This is a genomic window from Aeromonas sp. S16(2024), from assembly GCF_041403065.1.
In the GTDB taxonomy this organism is placed as follows: Bacteria; Pseudomonadota; Gammaproteobacteria; order Enterobacterales; family Aeromonadaceae; genus Aeromonas.
Genome location: NZ_JBGLQX010000023.1, coordinates 27,709 through 44,567, shown reverse-complemented (window position 1 = coordinate 44,567; position 16,859 = coordinate 27,709). Strand labels below are relative to the sequence as shown.

Sequence of the window (16,859 nt, the reverse complement as noted above, 5' to 3'; positions counted from 1 at the left end):
AAGGAAAGGGAGAGAGAAGGAGAGGGCATCATTGCAGTGCTCCTGTGGCTGGCAGCGCGTACCAGTGCAGCACGCTCAGCAGGCTGCTGCTGGCGGTGTCGAGCACGGGTTGCGGGTAGAGACCGAGCAGCACCAGCAGGCCGGCTATGGTCAGCATCATGGCCAGCTCCCGTCTGTCCAGGCCCTTGAGGACACTCTCGTCCTTGGGGGCACCGAAGCAGGCGCGCTGCAGCATGATGAGGGAGTAGACCGAGGCCAGCACCAGGCCGAAGGTGGCGATGATGGTGATGATGGGGGCCACCTGGAAGCTGCCGATGAGGATCAGGAACTCGCCGACGAAGTTGCCTGTTCCCGGCATGCCAAGGGAGGCCACCGAGAAGAACAGCATGACGCCTGGCAGGTAGCGCAACCGACCCCAGAGGCCGCCCATCAGGCGCAGATCCCGGGTGTGCAGCCGCTCGTAGAGCTGGCCGCACAGGATGAAGAGGCCGGCGGCGGAGAGGCCGTGGGCGATCATCTGCACCACCGCGCCTTGCAGGGCCAGCTCGCTGCCCGAATAGATGGCGATCATCACGAAGCCCATGTGGGAGATGCTGGTGTAGGCCACCAGGCGCTTGATGTCGGTCTGGGCGAAGGCCAGTAGGGCGCCGTAGACGATGCCGAACAGGCCAAGGAGCATGGCGTAGGGGGCAAACTCGGCGGAAGCCTCCGGGAAGAGCGGCAGGGTGAAGCGCAGCAGGCCGTAGGCGGCGGTCTTGAGCAGGATGCCCGCCAGGTCCACCGAGCCCGCGGTCGGTGCCTGGCTGTGGGCGTCCGGCAACCAGCCGTGCAGGGGCACCAGGGGCATCTTGACCGCGAAGGCGATGAAGAAGCCCAGCATCAGCAGCCACTGTACCGTGCTGCTCATGGGGGTGTTCAGCAGCTCCTGATAGTTGAAGGTGAAGACGCCTGTGCTGGCGTGGTGGGTCAGCACCAGGCCCAGGATGGCCACCAGCATGATGAGGCCGCTCGCCTGGGTGTAGATGAAGAACTTGGTGGCCGCGTTGATCCGGGATTTGCCGTCGGTGACCGAGTGGCCCCAGAGCGCGATCAGGAAGTACATGGGGACCAGCATCATCTCCCAGAAGAAGAAGAAGAGGAACAGGTCCACCGCCATGAAGACGCCGAGCACGCCCCCCAGGATCCACAGCAGGTTGAGGTGGAAGAAGCCGATGCGCTGCACGATCTCCTTCCAGGAGCAGAGGATGGCCAGCACCCCGATGAAGCTGGTGAGCATCACCATCAGGAGTGACAGGCCGTCTACCGCCAGGTGCAATGAGATGCCGAAGCGGGGGATCCAGGGTTGCTGCCACTCGGCCGCCCAGACGGGGAGGCCGGGGCTCGCGAGGGAGAAGTCACCCCCCAGCCAGATGGCACCGGAGAGCACCAGACAGGCGCTCATGGAGAGCAGGGCTACCCAGCGAACGAATTGTCCGCCGAGCCGCTCCATCTGCCAGCAGAGCAAGCCGCCGATAAAAGGAATTAACAAGATCCAGAGTAAGGTCACGATATCAGCTCTCGTCTAGGTTCTAGTCGGGCAGGCCCCTGGCCTGCCACACATATTGGGCTCATGGATCAGCCGAGCAGCAGCAGGGCCAGGATCAGGGCGGCGCCCATCCCCATGGAGGCGGCGTACCAGCGCAGCTTGCCGGAGACTGTCCAGGCCAGCAGCTGGTGACCCCCCTGGGCCAGCACGGCGGGCAGGTTCATCATCCGATCCAGCGGGTCCTTGCCGAGCAAGCGGGTTGTCAGCAGGTAGGGCTTGACCCAGATCCAGTCATAGAGCCAGTCAAAGCCCCAGGCATTGAACCAGAGGGTGCTGAGCGCGCGGCCGACGGCACTCTCGGCGATCCCCTTCGCCAGGCGACGTTCGCCGAGGAAGAGGAAGGCGGCGAGCGCAATGCCTGCCACGGCGATGACGCCGGAGAGGATCTCGAGGCCGTGGCGTCCCTCTTCAATATGATCCCCCGGGCCTGCTGGCAGTACCCCGGCGAGCGGCGGCACTATCAATGCGCCAATCCCGGTGGAGAGCACCAGCAGCACCAGCAGCGGCAGCTGGTGGGCCAGGCCGTGACCGGCGTGGGCCTCGGTTTGCGCCTTGCCGTGGAAGGCGATGAAGATGAGGCGGAAGGTGTAGAGGGAGGTCAGGAAGGCCCCACCCAGACCGGCCCACAGCAGGGCGCTCTGGCCACTGGCCTGCACCTGCCAGAGGATGGCGTCTTTACTGTAGAAGCCGGCGGTGACCAGCGGCAGCGCGGCCAGGGCCGAGCCCCCCACCAGGAAGCAGGCATAGACCAGCGGCAGGCTCTTGCGCAGGCCCCCCATCTTGAAGATGTTCTGCTCGTGGTGGGTCGCGACTATCACGGCACCGGCGGAGAGGAACAAGAGCGCCTTGAAGAAGGCGTGGGTCATCAGGTGGAAGATGGCTCCTTCCCAGGCGCCGACCCCCAGGGCCAGGAACATGTAGCCAATCTGGCTCATGGTGGAGTAGGCCAGAATCCGCTTGATGTCGGTCTGGACCAGGGCGGCAAAGCCTGCCAGCACCAGCGTGATGGCACCGACCAGGGCCACCAGATGGAGGATCTCCGGGGCCAGCAGGAACAGACCGTGGGTGCGGGCGATGAGGTAGACACCGGCGGTCACCATGGTGGCCGCGTGGATCAGCGCCGAGACCGGGGTCGGGCCCGCCATGGCGTCTGCCAGCCAGGTCTGCAGCGGCAGCTGGGCGGACTTGCCGACCGCGCCGCCGAGCAGCATCAGGCAGGCGAACGACAGGGCAGGGGAACCCTCGGCAAACATCGCGGGGGCACGCACCAGCAGCTCGTGGATGTTGAGGGTGCCGAGCTCGCGGTAGAGCACGAAGAGCCCGATGGCGAGGAAGACGTCGCCGACCCGGGTCACCACGAAGGCCTTGAGGGCGGCTGCCCCGTTGGCCGGGTTGCGGTAGTAGAAGCCGATCAGCAGGTAGCTGCACAGCCCCACCCCTTCCCAGCCGAGGTAGACGAACAGCAGATCATCGGCCAGCACCAGGAACACCATGCTGGCGATGAAGAGGTTGGTGTAGGTGAAGAAGCGGGAGTATCCCTCTTCCCCGCGCATGTACCAGGAGGCGAACAGGTGGATGAAGAAACCCACCCCGGTCACCACCCCGAGCATGGTCAGCGACAGCCCATCCAGCGCCAGACGGAAAGTGGGGGTGAAGCTGCCCACCGACATCCACTGCCACAGGGTCTGGGTATAGACGCCGCCCTCAGGGGTGTGATTGAGGAAGTCGAACCCGACCCAGAGGGTGGTCAGGGCCGACAGGCCTATGCTGCCGACACCGATGAGTGCCGCGCTGCGCTCGCCGAGACGGCCGATGGAGAAGGCCAGCAGCAGCCACCCCAGCAGGGGGAACAGGAAAGTCAGGTATAGGAGGCTCATCCGCGCATCTCGCTCACAGTGTCCACGTTCAGGGTGTGGTAACGACGATAGAGCAGCAGTAACAGGGCGAGGCCGATACTGGCCTCCGCTGCCGCCAGAGAAATCACCAGTATGTACATGATCTGGCCGTCGGCCTGGGCCCAGCGGCTACCCGCCACCACGAACGCCAGCGCGGACGCATTCATCATGATTTCGATACTCATGAGGATAAACAGCAGGTTGCGGCGGATCAGCAGACCGCACAAACCGATGCAGAACAGGATGGCGGCCAGCAGCAGACCGTGTTCCATTGGGATTCCATTCATGACTGACCTCCTTCCTGGGATGGGCGAGCTGTGGTTTTGGGGACGGAGAGCACTTCCCCGCTCTTGTCTTCACGGCCAAGGTGATAGGCGGTGACCAGACCCGCCAGCAGCAGGATGGAGGCGAGCTCCACCGCCAGCACATAGGGGCCGAACAGGGCGATGCCGACCTCCTTGGCGCTGACGTCGGTCAGTCCGAGTTCACCGCCGGTGACCCCGAGAATGCCATGGGCCAGGAAGCCGAGCAGGATGAGGGAGAGCAGGGCAGGCCCACCCCAGGTCATGGGGGTGAGCCAGTTGCGCTCCTGATCCTGGGCGGACCCCAGGTTCAGCATCATCACCACGAACACGAACAGCACCATGATGGCGCCGGCGTAGACGATCACCTGCAGGGCGCCTGCGAAGGAGGCCCCCAGGCAGAAGAAGATCATGGCCACGGCGATGAGGGAGATGATGAGATTGAGCAGCGCATGCATGGGGTTGCTGGTGCTGATGACCCGCAGCGTGCTGTAAACGGCGACCAGGGCCGCGGCATAAAATGCCAGTTCCATGATTGACTCCTAGGGCAGCAGGCTCTTGACATCGATGGGCTTGGCTTCGTTCTCGGCATCCCCTTTGGGCTTGCCGTCGATGGCCATCCCGCTCATGCGGTAGAAGTTGTAGTCCGGGTATTTGCCGGGGCCGCTGATCAGCAGATCTTCCTTCTCGTACACCAGATCCTGGCGGCGATACTCCCCCATCTCGAAATCCGGCGTCAGCTGGATGGCGGTGGTGGGGCAGGCCTCTTCACACAGGCCGCAGAAGATGCAGCGGGAGAAGTTGATGCGGAAGAACTCCGGGTACCAGCGACCGTCGTCCCGCTCCGCTTTTTGCAGCGAGATGCAGCCGACCGGGCAGGCCACGGCGCACAGGTTGCACGCCACGCAGCGCTCGTCACCGTCCGGATCCCGGGTCAGTACGATGCGGCCACGGAAACGGGGGGCGGCATAGACCTGCTGCTCCGGGTAGTTCAGGGTCTCGCGGGGGCGCCAGGCATGGGAGAAAACCATCCCCAGACTGCGCAGTTGGGTGCCAACACCCTTGATAATGCTCGTAATTTTCATTGGTGCCTCACTGCACGTTCATAAGCACGACGGCGCCGGTTACCAGCATGTTGAGCAAGGTAAGCGGTAAGCAGACTTTCCAGCCAAAGGACATCACCTGGTCGAAGCGCGGGCGGGGCAGGGAGGCCCGCAGCAGGATGAAGAACACCATGAAACAGGCGGTCTTCAGGGCAAACCAGATGAAGGGCGGCAGCCAGGGGCCGTGCCAGCCACCGAAGAAGAGGGTCACGATGAGGGAGGAGATCAGCACTATGCCGATGTACTCGCCCACGAAGAACAGACCCCACTTCATGCCCGCGTACTCGATGTGATAGCCGTCGGCGAGCTCCTGCTCGGCCTCCGGCTGGTCAAACGGGTGGCGGTGGGTGACGGCAACCCCGGCAAACAGGAAGGTGATGAAGCCCAGGAACTGGGGGATCACGTTCCACAAACTGGCTTGCGCTTCCACTATATCCCGCAGGTTGAAGCTGCCGGTCTGGATGACGATGCCCATGAGCGACAGGCCGAGGAACACCTCGTAGGAGAGGGTCTGGGCCGAGGCGCGCAGGCTGCCGAGCAGGGAGTACTTGTTGTTGCTCGACCAGCCGGCGAAAAGCACGGCATAGACAGCAAGCCCTGCGATGGCCAGGATGTAGAGCAGCCCCACGTTGAGATCCGCCACGCCCCAGGTGGGGGTGATGGGCACCACCGCAAACGCCAGGATGAAGGCGGTAAAGGCGATGATGGGGGCCAGCACGAAGATCCGGCGATCCGCGAACGGCGGGATCCAGTCCTCCTTGAAGAACATCTTGACCATGTCGGCCGCCAGTTGCAGCAGGCCGAAGGGGCCCACCCGGTTGGGGCCGTACCTGTCTTGCCAGAGCGCCAGCAGACGGCGCTCGATGAAGCTCATGAAGGCGCCAGCCCCCACGATCCCCACCAGCACGATCAAGGCTTTGCCTACCTCCAGCAACAGATCGATCAGCTCATTGCTCATGCGATGGCCTCCTGCAAGTCAGTCACATAGGCCTGGTGCAGCGCGGTCGGCAGACCATGGGCTCCCAGGGGCAGGCCGAGCAGGCCTGGTGCCAGCCGCTCGCTGATCCGAAGGCGCAGCCGCCAGTGGTGACCTCCCCAGGAGAAGGCCACCAGATGGCCGGCATGAAGGGCCAAACGGGCGGCGTCGGCCGGGTTCAGCACCAGCTCGGGGTCCCCCATGCGGGCCTGGATGACGGGGCTGCGGGCGGAGAGCTCGTCGCCACCGAACAGCTGGTCATAACTGACCACCTGCAGGGCTGCCTCTGCCCTGAAGGGGGCGGGAATGGTGTCGAACCAGCCGAGGGACTCGCTGCCTGGCTCCAGCAGGCGACGACCGGGATCGCCGGCCCGCAGGCTGCCACCCACCTCGTCCTGGAACTTGTTCCAGGCAGAGGGAGAGTTCCAGCCCGGTGCCCAGGCGAACGGCACCTGTTGCAGGGGCTGGCGGGCACCGGCATAGCCTTCCATGGAGAAGGCGAACGGGGAGTCGGGATCTTGCGCCACACGGGGCTCGCTCACGTTCTGATCCGCCAGCATGGAGGTGCGGCCGCTGTAGCGGTGCGGCTCGCGGGCGAGCTTCATGCCGCGGATGCGCAGACCCGCGTTGGGGGCGGCTTCGCGCATGGTGACCAGCAGCGGGGCAGAGGCGGCGCAGGCTGCACTCACCTCGTCGAAGGTGCTCCAGCGCGGGGACTTGCCGTCCAGCATGCCTTGCAGCGCGGCCAGCCAGCGCCACCCTTCGCGTACCTGGATGTCGGCGTCGTAGAAGGCGGGGGCATAGACCTGGAAGAAGCGCTGGGCGCGGCCTTCCATGTTCACCACAGTGCCATCGGCTTCCGCGAAGCTGGCGGCAGGCAGCACCAGGTGGGCCTGCCGGGCGGTGCCGGTGTCCTGATGATCCACCACCAGCAGATGCTGCAGGCGCTTGATGGCGCCATCGACCCGGTTGCGGGGGGCGCGGCGATAGAGATCGTTCTCCAGGGTGATCAAGGCAAGGGATTCGCTCCCTTCGATGCGCTCGAGGGCGGCTTCCAGCGGGGCGGCGTTGCCGGCCAGCATGGCCAGCCCCAGGCTGTTGGCCTCCTGGGCCACCAGCGCCAGCTCCACGGCCTGGCCGCGACCCTTGAGGGCGTGAGCTATGTTGCTGGCCGCCTCGATCAGCGCCTGGTTGCGGGCACCATTGCCTGCGATGATGAGGGGCTTCTTGGCATTGCCGAGCAGCTCGGCCCAGCGGCTGGCTTGGGCCAGCTGATCGGCGTCCAGATCCTGGGGGGCAGGGGCCAAGCCGTCGAGCAGGTGGGCGATAGCAAAGCCGAGGCGGGCCTGATCGGCGTGGGGGGCGTGCAGTGTATCGGCGGCCACGTCGTCGAGACGGGTCTGATCCAGGCTGGTGATAAGCAGCGGATAACGCTCATTCTGAGCCAGCGTCTGCACCGCGGCGACCTGCCAGAGATCCACCTTCAGCTTGCGGGCTATTTCGCGTCCCTTGCCCTTGACCGCCTGACGCAGGGCCAGGGCGATGCGGGCGGCGGTCTGGGTGACATCTTCACCCAGCACCAGCACGGCGTCTGCCTCTTCCATGTCCCTAAGGCTCGGGGTACGTACCCCGCCCTGATGCAGCACATGCAGCATCTTCTGCAGGCAGGCCCATTCGCTCTGCTCGACGCCTGCGTAGAAGTTGGCGGCGCCCACCAGCTCGCGCAGGGCGAAGTTGCTCTCGAGCGAGGCGCGGGGCGAGCCGATGCCGATGATGCCGCTTGCGGTGCGCAGGGCATCGGCTGCGCGGTTGAGGGCGCCATCCACAGTGATGGCCAGCTTGTCATTGCCATCCTGCAGCAGGGGTTGGCGCGGGCGGTCGGCCTGGTTGACATAGCCGTAACCGAAGCGGCCACGATCACAGAGGAAGTAGTGGTTCAGGGCGCCGTGGAAGCGGTTCTCGATGCGGCGCAGCTCGCCGTAGCGCTCTCCCGGGCTGATGTTGCAGCCGACCGAGCACTGCTGGCAGATGCTGGGGGCGAACTGCATGTCCCACTTGCGGTTGTAGCGCTCGGAGTGGGTCTTGTCGGTGAAGACGCCGGTGGGGCAGACCTCCACCAGGTTGCCGGAGAACTCGCTCTCCAGGGTGCCATCCTCGACCCGGCCGAAGTAGACGTTGTCGTGGGCGCCGTAGACCCCCAGATCCTCGCCGCCGGCGTAATCCTTGTAGTAGCGCACGCAGCGGTAGCAGGCGATGCAGCGGTTCATCTCGTGGTTGATGAAGGGGCCGAGATCCTGATTCTGGTGGGTGCGCTTGGTGAAGCGGTAGCGGCGGCTGTTGTGGCCCGTCATCACCGTCATGTCCTGCAGGTGGCAGGCGCCACCCTCTTCGCACACCGGACAGTCGTGGGGGTGGTTGGTCATCTGCCACTCCACCACCGTCTTGCGAAACTCCTTCGCCTCTTCGTCCTCGATGGAGATATAGGTGCCATCGGTGGAGGGGGTCATGCAGGACATGACCAGGCGGCCGCGCTTGTCGTCGGCATTCTGGTACTGTTTGACCGCGCACTGGCGGCAGGCGCCGACGCTGCCGAGCGCCGGGTGCCAGCAAAAATAGGGGACGTCCAGACCCAGCGACAGACAGGCTTGCAGCAGGTTGTCTGCCCCGTCTACCTCGAACTCTTTACCGTCTACATGAATGGTTGCCATACAACTTCCCTGAAACCTGTTTTGTGAAATCGGCTATTGCCCGATGCGTCCTGGCGTATTACCAGCGCTCGCCCAGCAGATTGGGCTGGATACCCTTGAACAGCTTGTGATTGTCGTGGGGGGCCTTGACCCCGGCCTCGAACTCGGACCGGAAGTACTTCATGGCACTGCCAAGGGGCTCGACGGCGCCGGGGGCATGGGCACAGAAGGTCTTGCCTGGCCCCAGGAAGCTGACCAGCTGCTCCAGGGTGGCGAGATCCTCGGGTTGGCCTTCGCCTCGCTCCAGGGCCCGCAGAATCTTGACGCTCCAGGGCAGGCCGTCGCGGCAGGGGGTGCACCAGCCGCAGGATTCGCGGGCGAAGAACTCCTCCATGTTGCGCAAGAGTCCGACCATGTTGATGCTGTCATCCACCGCCATGGCGAGCCCGGTGCCCATGCGGGTGCCCACCTTGCCGATGCCGCCTGCGTACATCTGGGCATCCAGGTGCTCAGGCAGCAGGAAGCCGGTACCTGCGCCGCCCGGTTGCCAGGCCTTGAGGCGATAACCGGCCTTCATGCCGCCTGCGTACTCTTCGAACAGCTCGCGGGCGGTGATGCCGAACGGCAGCTCCCAGAGGCCGGGGTTGTTCACCTTGCCGGAGAAGCCCATCAGCTTGGTGCCGTGATCTTCCGACCCCGGCAGCGCCAACCCCTGATACCAGGGGACGCCGTTGCCGATGATGGCGGGCACGTTGCACAGGGTCTCGACGTTGTTGACGCAGGTGGGCTTGCCCCAGACGCCAGAAACGGCGGGGAAGGGGGGTTTGGCCCGCGGGTTGGCGCGCCGTCCTTCCAGGGAGTTGATGAGCGCCGTCTCTTCGCCACAGATGTAGCGGCCGGCGCCGGTGTGGACGAACAGCTCGAAGTCAAAACCCGAGCCCAGGATGTTCTTGCCAAGGAGCCCCGCGGCCTTGGCCTCTTCCACCGCGCGGCGCAGGTGGATGGCGGCATCCACGTACTCGCCGCGCAGGAAGATGTAGCCGCGATAGGCCTTGAGGGCCCGGGCACTGATGATCATCCCCTCGATCAGCAGATGGGGCAGTTGCTCCATCAGCAGCCGATCCTTGTAGGTGTTCGGCTCCATCTCGTCGGCGTTGCAGAGCAGGTAACGGATGTTCATGCTCTCGTCCTTGGGCATCAGGCCCCACTTCACCCCGGTGGAGAAGCCGGCGCCGCCGCGCCCCTTGAGGCCGGCGTCCTTGACGGTGCTGACGATCTCATCCGGGCTCATCTGGCCCAGTGCCTTGCGGGCGGCCTCATAGCCCTGCTTGGCCTGATACTCCTCCAGCCACACCGGCTGGCCGTCATCCCGCAGCCGCCAGGTGAGGGGATGGGTCTCGGGGGCGCGGGCCATGCGGTTGGCGGTGCCGAGGGAGGCGAGTGTCTTGCCTGGCTGAATGCTCATGGGTAAGCCTCCAGGGTTTTCAGCAACGTCACCGGATCGAGTCCGCCATAGGTATCGTCATCGATCATGATAGCCGGCCCCTTGTCGCAGTTGCCGAGGCAGCAGACCGGCAGCAGGGTGAAGCGGCCATCCGGGGAGGTCTGGCCGGGGGCCAGATTGACGACCTCTTTCAGACCGGCCAGCAGCTGCTCGTGGCCGTTGATGTAGCAGACCATGCTGTCGCAGACGCGGATGATGTGGCGCCCTACCGGCTGGCGGAAGATCTGGCTGTAGAAGGTGGCGACCCCCTCCACGTCGCTGGCGGGGATGCCGAGCGCGGCGGCGATGGCGTGAATGGCACCGTCCGGCACCCAGCCGCGGGCCTGCTGCACTATCTTGAGTGCTTCTATGCTGGCGGCGCGGGGATCTTCGTAGTGGTGCGTCTCATGCTCTATGGCATCGCGCTCGGCCTGGCTCAGGACGAAGCCGTCCTTCTGGCTTGGGACTGGGCTGTCCCCCTTGCTCTGGCATGCGCTCTGTCCCGCGTTGGACGATGTATTCTTGCACTGACATTGCTGGCTCATGAACTTAACCTTTTGTCGTTTATTCTTCTTGTCCCGTTGCGCCCTGGTGTGGGCGCGGCGGGGACTTAACGATCCACATCCGACATGACGAAATCGATACTGCCCAGGTAGACGATGAGATCCGACACCATCTGGCCACGGATCACCGAGGGGATCTGCTGCAGGTGGGCGAAGCTCGGGGTCCGGATCCGGGTCCGGTAGCTCATGGTGGAGCCGTCGCTGGTCAGGTAATAACTGTTGATACCCTTGGTCGCCTCGATCATCTGGAAGGACTCGGCGGCCGGCATCACCGGGCCCCAGGAGACTTGCAGGAAGTGGGTGATCAGGGTCTCGATGTCCTGCAGGGTGCGCTCTTTGGGGGGCGGCGTGGTGAGCGGGTGATCCGCCTTGAAGGGACCCTCCGGCATGTTCTTCATGCACTGCTCTATGATGCGCATGCTCTGGCGGATCTCCTCGATGCGCACGGTGGCGCGGTCGTAGGCATCCCCGTTGCTGCCCACCGGCACCTCGAACTCGAACTGATCGTAGCCGGAATAAGGGCGCCATTTGCGCACGTCGAAGTTGAGGCCGGTGGCGCGCAGACCGCCCCCCGTGGTGCCCCAGGCGAGCGCCTGCGCCGTGTTGTAGGCGGCGACGCCTATGGTGCGACCGCGCAGTATGCTGTTGCGCATGGCGGCCTTCTCATACTCCATCAGGCGCTTGGGCAGCCAGCTCAGCAGGTTGTCCTGGATGAGACGGGCCCAGCCGGTGGGCAGGTCGTGGGCCACGCCGCCGATGCGAAACCAGGCCGGGTGCATGCGGGCGCCCGTGATGGCCTCGATGATGGTGTAGATCTTCTGCCGGTCGGTGAAGGTGAAGAAGACAGGGGTCATGGCCCCCACGTCCTGGATGTAGGTGCCAAGGAACAGCAGGTGGCTCTGGATGCGGAACAGCTCCGCCATCATCACCCGGATCATGTCGACCCGGTTGGGTACCTTGATCCCCGCCAGCTTCTCGACCGCCAGCACATAGGGCAGGTTGTTCATCACGCCGCCCAGGTACTCGACCCGGTCGGTGTAGGGGATGTAGCTGTGCCAGGACTGGCGCTCGCCCATCTTCTCGGCACCGCGGTGGTGATAGCCGATGTCGGGCACACAGTCGCGGATCTCCTCCCCGTCGAGCTGCAGCACCAGGCGGAAGGCGCCGTGGGCCGAGGGGTGGTTCGGGCCGAGGTTCAGGAACATGTAGTCCTCGTTCTCGTTGCCACGGGCCAGGCCCCACTCTTCGGGCTTGAACAGCAGGTTGTCCTGCTCCTGATCCTGCTTGACCGCATCAAGCATGAAGGGATCGAACTCGGTGGCACGGGCCGGGTAGTCCTTGCGCAGCGGGTGTCCTTGCCAGCTCTTGGGCATCATGATGCGGGTGAGATGGGGGTGACCGTCGAAGGTGATGCCCATCAGATCCCAGACTTCCCGCTCGTACCAGTTGGCGTTGGGGAAGTGGCGGCTGACGGTGGGCAGGTGCAGATCGCTCTCCATCAGCGGCACCTTCAGCATCACGTCGGCGTTACGGTCGATGGAGATGAGGTGATAGAAGACGGTGAAATCGCTCTGCGGCAGGCCATGGCGATGGCTGCGCATCCGCTCGTCGGTGGCGCTCAAGTCATACAGCATCACGAAGGGGGAGGGGAGCTTTTGCAAAAAGCCCATCACATCCAGCAGCAGATCGCGGGAGAGCCAGATCACCGGCACCCCGGTACGGGTGCTCTGCACCGTGAAGCGCTCGGCACCGAAATGGGCGAACAGCTCGCCGACCACCTGGGCATCCTTGTGGTCCGCCGTCTGCCCCTGGGCCATGGTGTAGTTGCTTGGGAATTCTCGAGTCAGTTTCATGATCAGATCTCATCCGGCGTGCGCAGGTTGGTGACTTGGATGCGCTCTTCCCGCTTGCGATCCTTCTCGGCCTGCATCTGGGGACGGTAGATCCCCTGATCACCCACCACCCAGGAGAGGGGGCGGCGCTCCTTGCCGATGGAGTCCTGCAGCAGCATCAGGGCCTGCAGGAAGGCTTCGGGACGGGGCGGGCAGCCCGGGATGTAGACGTCGACCGGCAGGAACTTGTCCACCCCCTGCACCACGGAATAGATGTCATACATGCCGCCCGAGTTGGCACAGGCGCCCATGGAGATGACCCACTTGGGTTCGAGCAGCTGTTCATAGAGGCGCTGGATGACGGGGGCCATCTTGATGAAGGGGGTACCGGCGATCACCATGAAATCCGCCTGACGGGGCGAAGCCCGGATGACTTCGGCGCCGAAGCGGGCCACGTCATGGGGGGAGGTGAAGGCGGTACACATCTCCACATAGCAGCAGGAGATGCCGAAGTTGTAGGGCCAGAGGGAGTTCTTGCGGCCCCAGTTGACTGTGTCTTGCAGCACCTCTTCGAGGCGCCCGATCATGATGCCGCGGGTCGCCTGCTGCGCCAGCGGGTCATCGACGGTCTGGCGCTGTTCCTGGGGGTAGCGCTCAACGGGCGCATCCGGGTCAATCCGGGTCAGGGTGTACTTCATGGTGCAACCTCAAAGGGATAGTCGGTAAATCAGTCTGGCTTCTTGTCAGTCAGGACGCGTTTCTTCGGGGCCCAGTCGAGGGCACCGATGCGCCACAGGTAGATGAGGCCTACCAGCAGCAGGGTGATGAAGATGGTGGCTTCGATGAAACCGACCCAGCCGCTTTCCCGCACGGAGACGGACCAGGCGAAGAGATAGAGCGCCTCGACGTCGAAGATGACGAAGAACATGGCGACCAGATAGAACTTGGCGGAGAAACGCAGACGGGCATTGCCGACGGAGTCGATGCCCGATTCGAAGGGCCTGTTTTTGGCACGGCCATAGGCGCGTCCCCCCAACAAGGCGGCGACGCCTATCATGGTCAGACAGATGCAGATGGCCCCAATGACATAGACAGCAAAGGCCCAATGCTGGACAGCAATATCAGCAAACATATAGGTTTTCCCTAACCGAATTAATCATGTGACTTAACAAGGACGCTACGTAGTATGCCACTTTCATACTGATTTACATGTCATTTCAACGGATTAATTATTAATCGATGGAGGGAAAATCGCGTTTTGCTAGCGGGGTCAATTTTCTCATTTGAGAATCATTTTCAATTGCTTCCGCAAAATGGGAAAAAAGGCGGGAACGGGCAAAAAACAAACTAATCGGGAGGCAACAGCGAGTGGTGACAATCCCCGCATGGCGGGGTCTGTCGTCAGGGATTGAGAAGGGGGAGGGCTTGCTCTGCGGCCTTGCCCTGGGAGAGCACTATCTCCACCCGGCGGTTGGCCTGGCGGTGGGCCGGGGTGTCGTTGGCAAAGCGGGGCTGGGTGTCTGCCACGCCCTGGGCGATGACGCGCCGTGAATCCAGTTTGGGGTTGGTGAGCAGGGTATGGACTATGGTGGCCGCCCGCAGCACCGACAGTTCCCAGTTGTTGCGATAGAGCTCCACCGGAGCCTGGGAGTTGTCGGTGTGACCGGTGACCACCACCATGCCCGGAATATCGGCCAGCACGTCGGAGACCTTGTTGACCAGGGGGATGAACTGGGGCTGCAGGAAGGCCGAATCGGCCGGGAACAGGGTCTTCTCGCCGATGCGGATCACCAGCTGGCTGCCGAGCTGCTCCACCTCGATCTCCTTGGATTCAATCTGGCTCTTGAGCTGCTGATCCAGCTTTTGCTTGGTGAGGGCGGCCCACTCCTGCTCCTTGGTCTTGTGGGGCCATGACTCGGTGGCACTGGGTTTCTCCGAGGCGCCTATGGTCTCGTTGAAGGGATCGGCTGCGGCGGCCGGCGCCTGGGTGTCCAGCACCTCCTCCTTCTGGGAGGTGCCCGGCGTGGTCTTGGACTCCGGCTCCAGGATGCCGGTCCCCCCCTGCATCACGGGAGAGCCCGCGGGCAGAGAGATGAGGCCTATCTTGCCAAGAGACTCGATAAAGCCCTGGATCAGCACCCGTGTCTCCGATTGCTTGGCCATGGCGAAGGAGTAGAGCACCACGAACAGGGCAAACAGCAGGGTCATGAAGTCGGCATAGGAGACCAGCCAGCGTTCATGGTTCTCCGGCGCCTCAGCCTTTTTCTTTTTCGCCACCATGGCCTCCGAGATAGGGTTCAAGGGTCACTTGCAGTCGCTGTTGTGACTCGCCGTCCACTATGCAGAGGATGCCGGTCAGGGTCATCTCCTTGTAGTGGCGGATCTGGTGGGCGAACCCCTTGTAGCGGTTGCCAAAGGGCAGGAAGATCAGGTTGGCTGCGCCGACCCCGTAGATGGTGGCGATGAAGGCCACCGCGATGGCGCCACCGAGCTTGTCCGGTGCATCCAGCAGCCCCATGGCGTGAATGAGGCCGAACACGGCCCCGACTATCCCCATGGTCGGGCAGTAACCCCCCATGGCTTCGTAGAATTTGACGGTCTGCTCGAGATCTTCCTGTTCGAACTCGATCTCGTTTTCCAGCACCTCGTGGATCTTGGTCTTCTCGTAGCCATCCACCATCATCTGCACCCCTTTTTGCAGAAAGGGATCCTTGATGTCGTCGATCATCCCCTCCAGTGCCAGCATGCCGCTGCGCCGTGCATTACCAGCCAGGGTCTCCAGCAACTGGGCCTGCTCCAGCATGTCGAGGCGCAGGGGAGAGATGAGCCACTTGAAACGCTTGAAGGTCTTGCCGACCACGGAGAAGGGGAACTGGGTCAGGGCGGCACCCACTGTGCCCCCGATCACGATGAGAAAGGCGGGGAGATCGAGCAGGGCGCTGGGGTGCCCCCCCTCGATGATGTTGCCACCCAGGATGGCAGCCAGGGCCAGCAGCAAACCAATAAGACTCATTTGTCCATATCCCTATGCGTTGTGTGTGGCTAGTGTAGCCATTTAACTATCAGTTTTTCAAAACGAAATACAATCGGTGAGCAATATCGGGGAGCTAACCGGCACGGGCCCACCCTACCGTGTCGGCCCGAGTCGCGGGATCATGAGGGCTGGCGGGCGCCAGCATGGCAGCGAGGGGCAACCGGGTATCGTGGCGCCTTGGTGAAGTGGAAAGGGATTGTGCGGACAGGTCGGTGATAAAAAGAGAGTGATGGGCGAGGAGTGGTGGAGATCGGTCTTTCCCCCTCGGTTCTGGGGGCGCAGGAGTTCAAACGCAAAAAACCGACCCTGAGGTCGGTTTTTTATAATTTGGCGGTGGGTCGGGATTGACTCGCGCCATCCCTGGCGCTCGCCCTGCGGGCAGCCTGCGGCTGTCCAAGGGGGCTGTCCTGCCCCCTTGTCGAACCAGGGTTAGAACCGAGCCGCCCATCACCGGATAAAGTAAAAAGGCCTGTCTTGCGACAGGCCCTTTTACTTTATTTGGCGGTGAGGGAGGGATTCGAACCCTCGATACGTTGCCGTATACACACTTTCCAGGCGTGCTCCTTCAGCCACTCGGACACCTCACCAAATTTTTGACTGCTGTTTAACGTGTTCAATCGCCACGTGGTTCGCTGCGCTGTTGCGCTGGAACGGGGCGTAATTTAGGGGAAAGCTGACTCGGGGTCAAACACTTTTCCCCTTATTTTTCAGAATCTTTATCGAATGCCTATCCCTTGCACAGAATGCCGGTTTTTTAAACCGGCTCAGGGTTTGTCCAAAATGATCAGGCTGTCGGGCAACTCGTTTTGATCCCGGGTCGCCGGAAACGCATCGGTCAGGATGGCGCTGGTACGCTCCACGCACTCGAGGAAGCCCTGCTCCACCTCCTTGTTGCGCACTCGCACCACGAAGTCGTCGATGATCTGCTGCCACTGCGCGTTGTCTATGTGCTGGGCTATGCCGTCATCCACCAGGATCTCCACATAGTGCTCCGCCACCGAGACGAAGATCAGCACCCCGAGCCGGTCGCGGGTGCGGTGCAGCCCCTGCTCGACAAATTGCAGGCGGGCCATCAGGGCAGCCCTGTGCTGACGCACCTTTTTCGGGATCAGCCGCATCTTGATGGGGGTCCAGTGGAACAGCAGGCTCAGCAGCAACCAGACCGACCACTGTACCAGCAGGATCTCGTACCAGCCGAGCCAGAAGCCGAGCTGGAACACCAGCAAGGGGGTGAGCATGGCCAGCAGCGCCGCCCAGAGGGTGGGAATGTAGCGATATCCATCGCTGGCCGGAGCCAGCACCGTGACCAGTTCAGCATCAGTCTCTAGCTCCGCTTCGCGCACCTTGGCCTGAAGCGTGTGGAAGAACTGTTTAGAAATCATGATTTGTCTCTTTACTC

General features: G+C 63.2%; 15 protein-coding genes and 1 tRNA gene. All 16 read right to left on the bottom strand.

What is annotated here, in order from left to right; translation table 11 throughout:
- Positions 1-28: 28 nt before the first annotated feature.
- A complete protein-coding gene (gene nuoM, locus ACB030_RS16460) occupies positions 29-1,546 on the bottom strand; it encodes an NADH-quinone oxidoreductase subunit M (RefSeq protein WP_371161248.1) in 1,518 nt (505 codons plus the stop codon).
- Positions 1,547-1,614: 68 nt separating this feature from the next.
- On the bottom strand, positions 1,615-3,462 hold the full coding sequence (gene nuoL / locus ACB030_RS16455) for an NADH-quinone oxidoreductase subunit L (protein WP_371161246.1): 1,848 nt from the start codon (positions 3,460-3,462) through the stop codon (positions 1,615-1,617).
- Positions 3,459-3,767: an NADH-quinone oxidoreductase subunit NuoK gene (gene nuoK / locus ACB030_RS16450; RefSeq protein ID WP_005314891.1), complete on the bottom strand. Its 309-nt coding sequence runs from the start codon at positions 3,765-3,767 to the stop codon at positions 3,459-3,461. The genes nuoL and nuoK overlap by 4 nt, the downstream gene beginning before the upstream one ends.
- Entirely contained in the window at positions 3,764-4,315 is a 552-nt protein-coding gene (gene nuoJ / locus ACB030_RS16445) for an NADH-quinone oxidoreductase subunit J (RefSeq protein WP_371161243.1), read from the bottom strand. The genes nuoK and nuoJ overlap by 4 nt, the downstream gene beginning before the upstream one ends.
- Before the next feature lie 9 nt (positions 4,316-4,324).
- Entirely contained in the window at positions 4,325-4,867 is a 543-nt protein-coding gene (gene nuoI, locus ACB030_RS16440) for an NADH-quinone oxidoreductase subunit NuoI (protein ID WP_025327221.1), read from the bottom strand.
- 7 nt (positions 4,868-4,874) lie between these two features.
- On the bottom strand, positions 4,875-5,843 hold the full coding sequence (gene nuoH / locus ACB030_RS16435) for an NADH-quinone oxidoreductase subunit NuoH (protein WP_371161240.1): 969 nt from the start codon (positions 5,841-5,843) through the stop codon (positions 4,875-4,877).
- Positions 5,840-8,569 carry an NADH-quinone oxidoreductase subunit NuoG gene (gene nuoG, locus ACB030_RS16430; RefSeq protein WP_371161238.1) on the bottom strand — a complete coding sequence of 910 codons (2,730 nt, stop codon included), beginning with the start codon at positions 8,567-8,569 and terminating at the stop codon, positions 5,840-5,842. Before nuoG ends, nuoH begins: the two co-directional genes overlap by 4 nt.
- 58 nt (positions 8,570-8,627) lie before the next feature.
- Complete coding sequence (nuoF, locus tag ACB030_RS16425) at positions 8,628-10,013, bottom strand: NADH-quinone oxidoreductase subunit NuoF (protein ID WP_371161236.1); 1,386 nt, start codon at positions 10,011-10,013, stop codon at positions 8,628-8,630.
- On the bottom strand, positions 10,010-10,576 hold the full coding sequence (nuoE, locus tag ACB030_RS16420) for an NADH-quinone oxidoreductase subunit NuoE (protein ID WP_371161234.1): 567 nt from the start codon (positions 10,574-10,576) through the stop codon (positions 10,010-10,012). The genes nuoF and nuoE overlap by 4 nt, the downstream gene beginning before the upstream one ends.
- A 65-nt stretch (positions 10,577-10,641) precedes the next feature.
- A complete protein-coding gene (gene nuoC, locus ACB030_RS16415) occupies positions 10,642-12,447 on the bottom strand; it encodes an NADH-quinone oxidoreductase subunit C/D (RefSeq protein WP_371161232.1) in 1,806 nt (601 codons plus the stop codon).
- A gap of 2 nt (positions 12,448-12,449) precedes the next feature.
- On the bottom strand, positions 12,450-13,124 hold the full coding sequence (locus ACB030_RS16410) for an NADH-quinone oxidoreductase subunit B family protein (RefSeq protein WP_025327215.1): 675 nt from the start codon (positions 13,122-13,124) through the stop codon (positions 12,450-12,452).
- A gap of 29 nt (positions 13,125-13,153) precedes the next feature.
- Positions 13,154-13,558 (bottom strand): NADH-quinone oxidoreductase subunit A, encoded by a 405-nt coding sequence (locus ACB030_RS16405; RefSeq protein ID WP_025327214.1) that lies wholly within the window; start codon positions 13,556-13,558, stop codon positions 13,154-13,156.
- Positions 13,559-13,827: 269 nt separating this feature from the next.
- On the bottom strand, positions 13,828-14,706 hold the full coding sequence (locus tag ACB030_RS16400) for a flagellar motor protein MotB (RefSeq protein ID WP_371161280.1): 879 nt from the start codon (positions 14,704-14,706) through the stop codon (positions 13,828-13,830).
- A complete protein-coding gene (locus ACB030_RS16395; RefSeq protein WP_042076558.1) occupies positions 14,681-15,439 on the bottom strand; it encodes a flagellar motor protein in 759 nt (252 codons plus the stop codon). Before ACB030_RS16395 ends, ACB030_RS16400 begins: the two co-directional genes overlap by 26 nt.
- Positions 15,440-15,959: 520 nt before the next feature.
- A tRNA-Ser gene (locus tag ACB030_RS16390) sits at positions 15,960-16,047 on the bottom strand.
- A gap of 177 nt (positions 16,048-16,224) precedes the next feature.
- Entirely contained in the window at positions 16,225-16,842 is a 618-nt protein-coding gene (locus tag ACB030_RS16385) for a TPM domain-containing protein (protein ID WP_106886594.1), read from the bottom strand.
- Between the last annotated feature and the right edge of the window lie 17 nt (positions 16,843-16,859).

Bases quoted from the DNA above. Each gene is read 5' to 3' on its own strand.
- nuoI (WP_025327221.1), bottom strand. From the start codon at position 4,867: ATGAAAATTACGAGCATTATCAAGGGTGTTGGCACCCAACTGCGCAGT.
- ACB030_RS16410 (WP_025327215.1), bottom strand. From the start codon at position 13,124: ATGAAGTACACCCTGACCCGGATTGACCCGGATGCGCCCGTTGAGCGC.
- nuoK (WP_005314891.1), bottom strand. From the start codon at position 3,767: ATGAATGGAATCCCAATGGAACACGGTCTGCTGCTGGCCGCCATCCTG.
- nuoH (WP_371161240.1), bottom strand. From the start codon at position 5,843: ATGAGCAATGAGCTGATCGATCTGTTGCTGGAGGTAGGCAAAGCCTTG.
- nuoE (WP_371161234.1), bottom strand. From the start codon at position 10,576: ATGAGCCAGCAATGTCAGTGCAAGAATACATCGTCCAACGCGGGACAG.
- ACB030_RS16395 (WP_042076558.1), bottom strand. From the start codon at position 15,439: ATGAGTCTTATTGGTTTGCTGCTGGCCCTGGCTGCCATCCTGGGTGGC.
- nuoF (WP_371161236.1), bottom strand. From the start codon at position 10,013: ATGAGCATTCAGCCAGGCAAGACACTCGCCTCCCTCGGCACCGCCAAC.
- nuoL (WP_371161246.1), bottom strand. From the start codon at position 3,462: ATGAGCCTCCTATACCTGACTTTCCTGTTCCCCCTGCTGGGGTGGCTG.
- nuoJ (WP_371161243.1), bottom strand. From the start codon at position 4,315: ATGGAACTGGCATTTTATGCCGCGGCCCTGGTCGCCGTTTACAGCACG.
- nuoC (WP_371161232.1), bottom strand. From the start codon at position 12,447: ATGAAACTGACTCGAGAATTCCCAAGCAACTACACCATGGCCCAGGGG.
- ACB030_RS16400 (WP_371161280.1), bottom strand. From the start codon at position 14,706: ATGGTGGCGAAAAAGAAAAAGGCTGAGGCGCCGGAGAACCATGAACGC.
- ACB030_RS16405 (WP_025327214.1), bottom strand. From the start codon at position 13,558: ATGTTTGCTGATATTGCTGTCCAGCATTGGGCCTTTGCTGTCTATGTC.
- ACB030_RS16385 (WP_106886594.1), bottom strand. From the start codon at position 16,842: ATGATTTCTAAACAGTTCTTCCACACGCTTCAGGCCAAGGTGCGCGAA.
- nuoG (WP_371161238.1), bottom strand. From the start codon at position 8,569: ATGGCAACCATTCATGTAGACGGTAAAGAGTTCGAGGTAGACGGGGCA.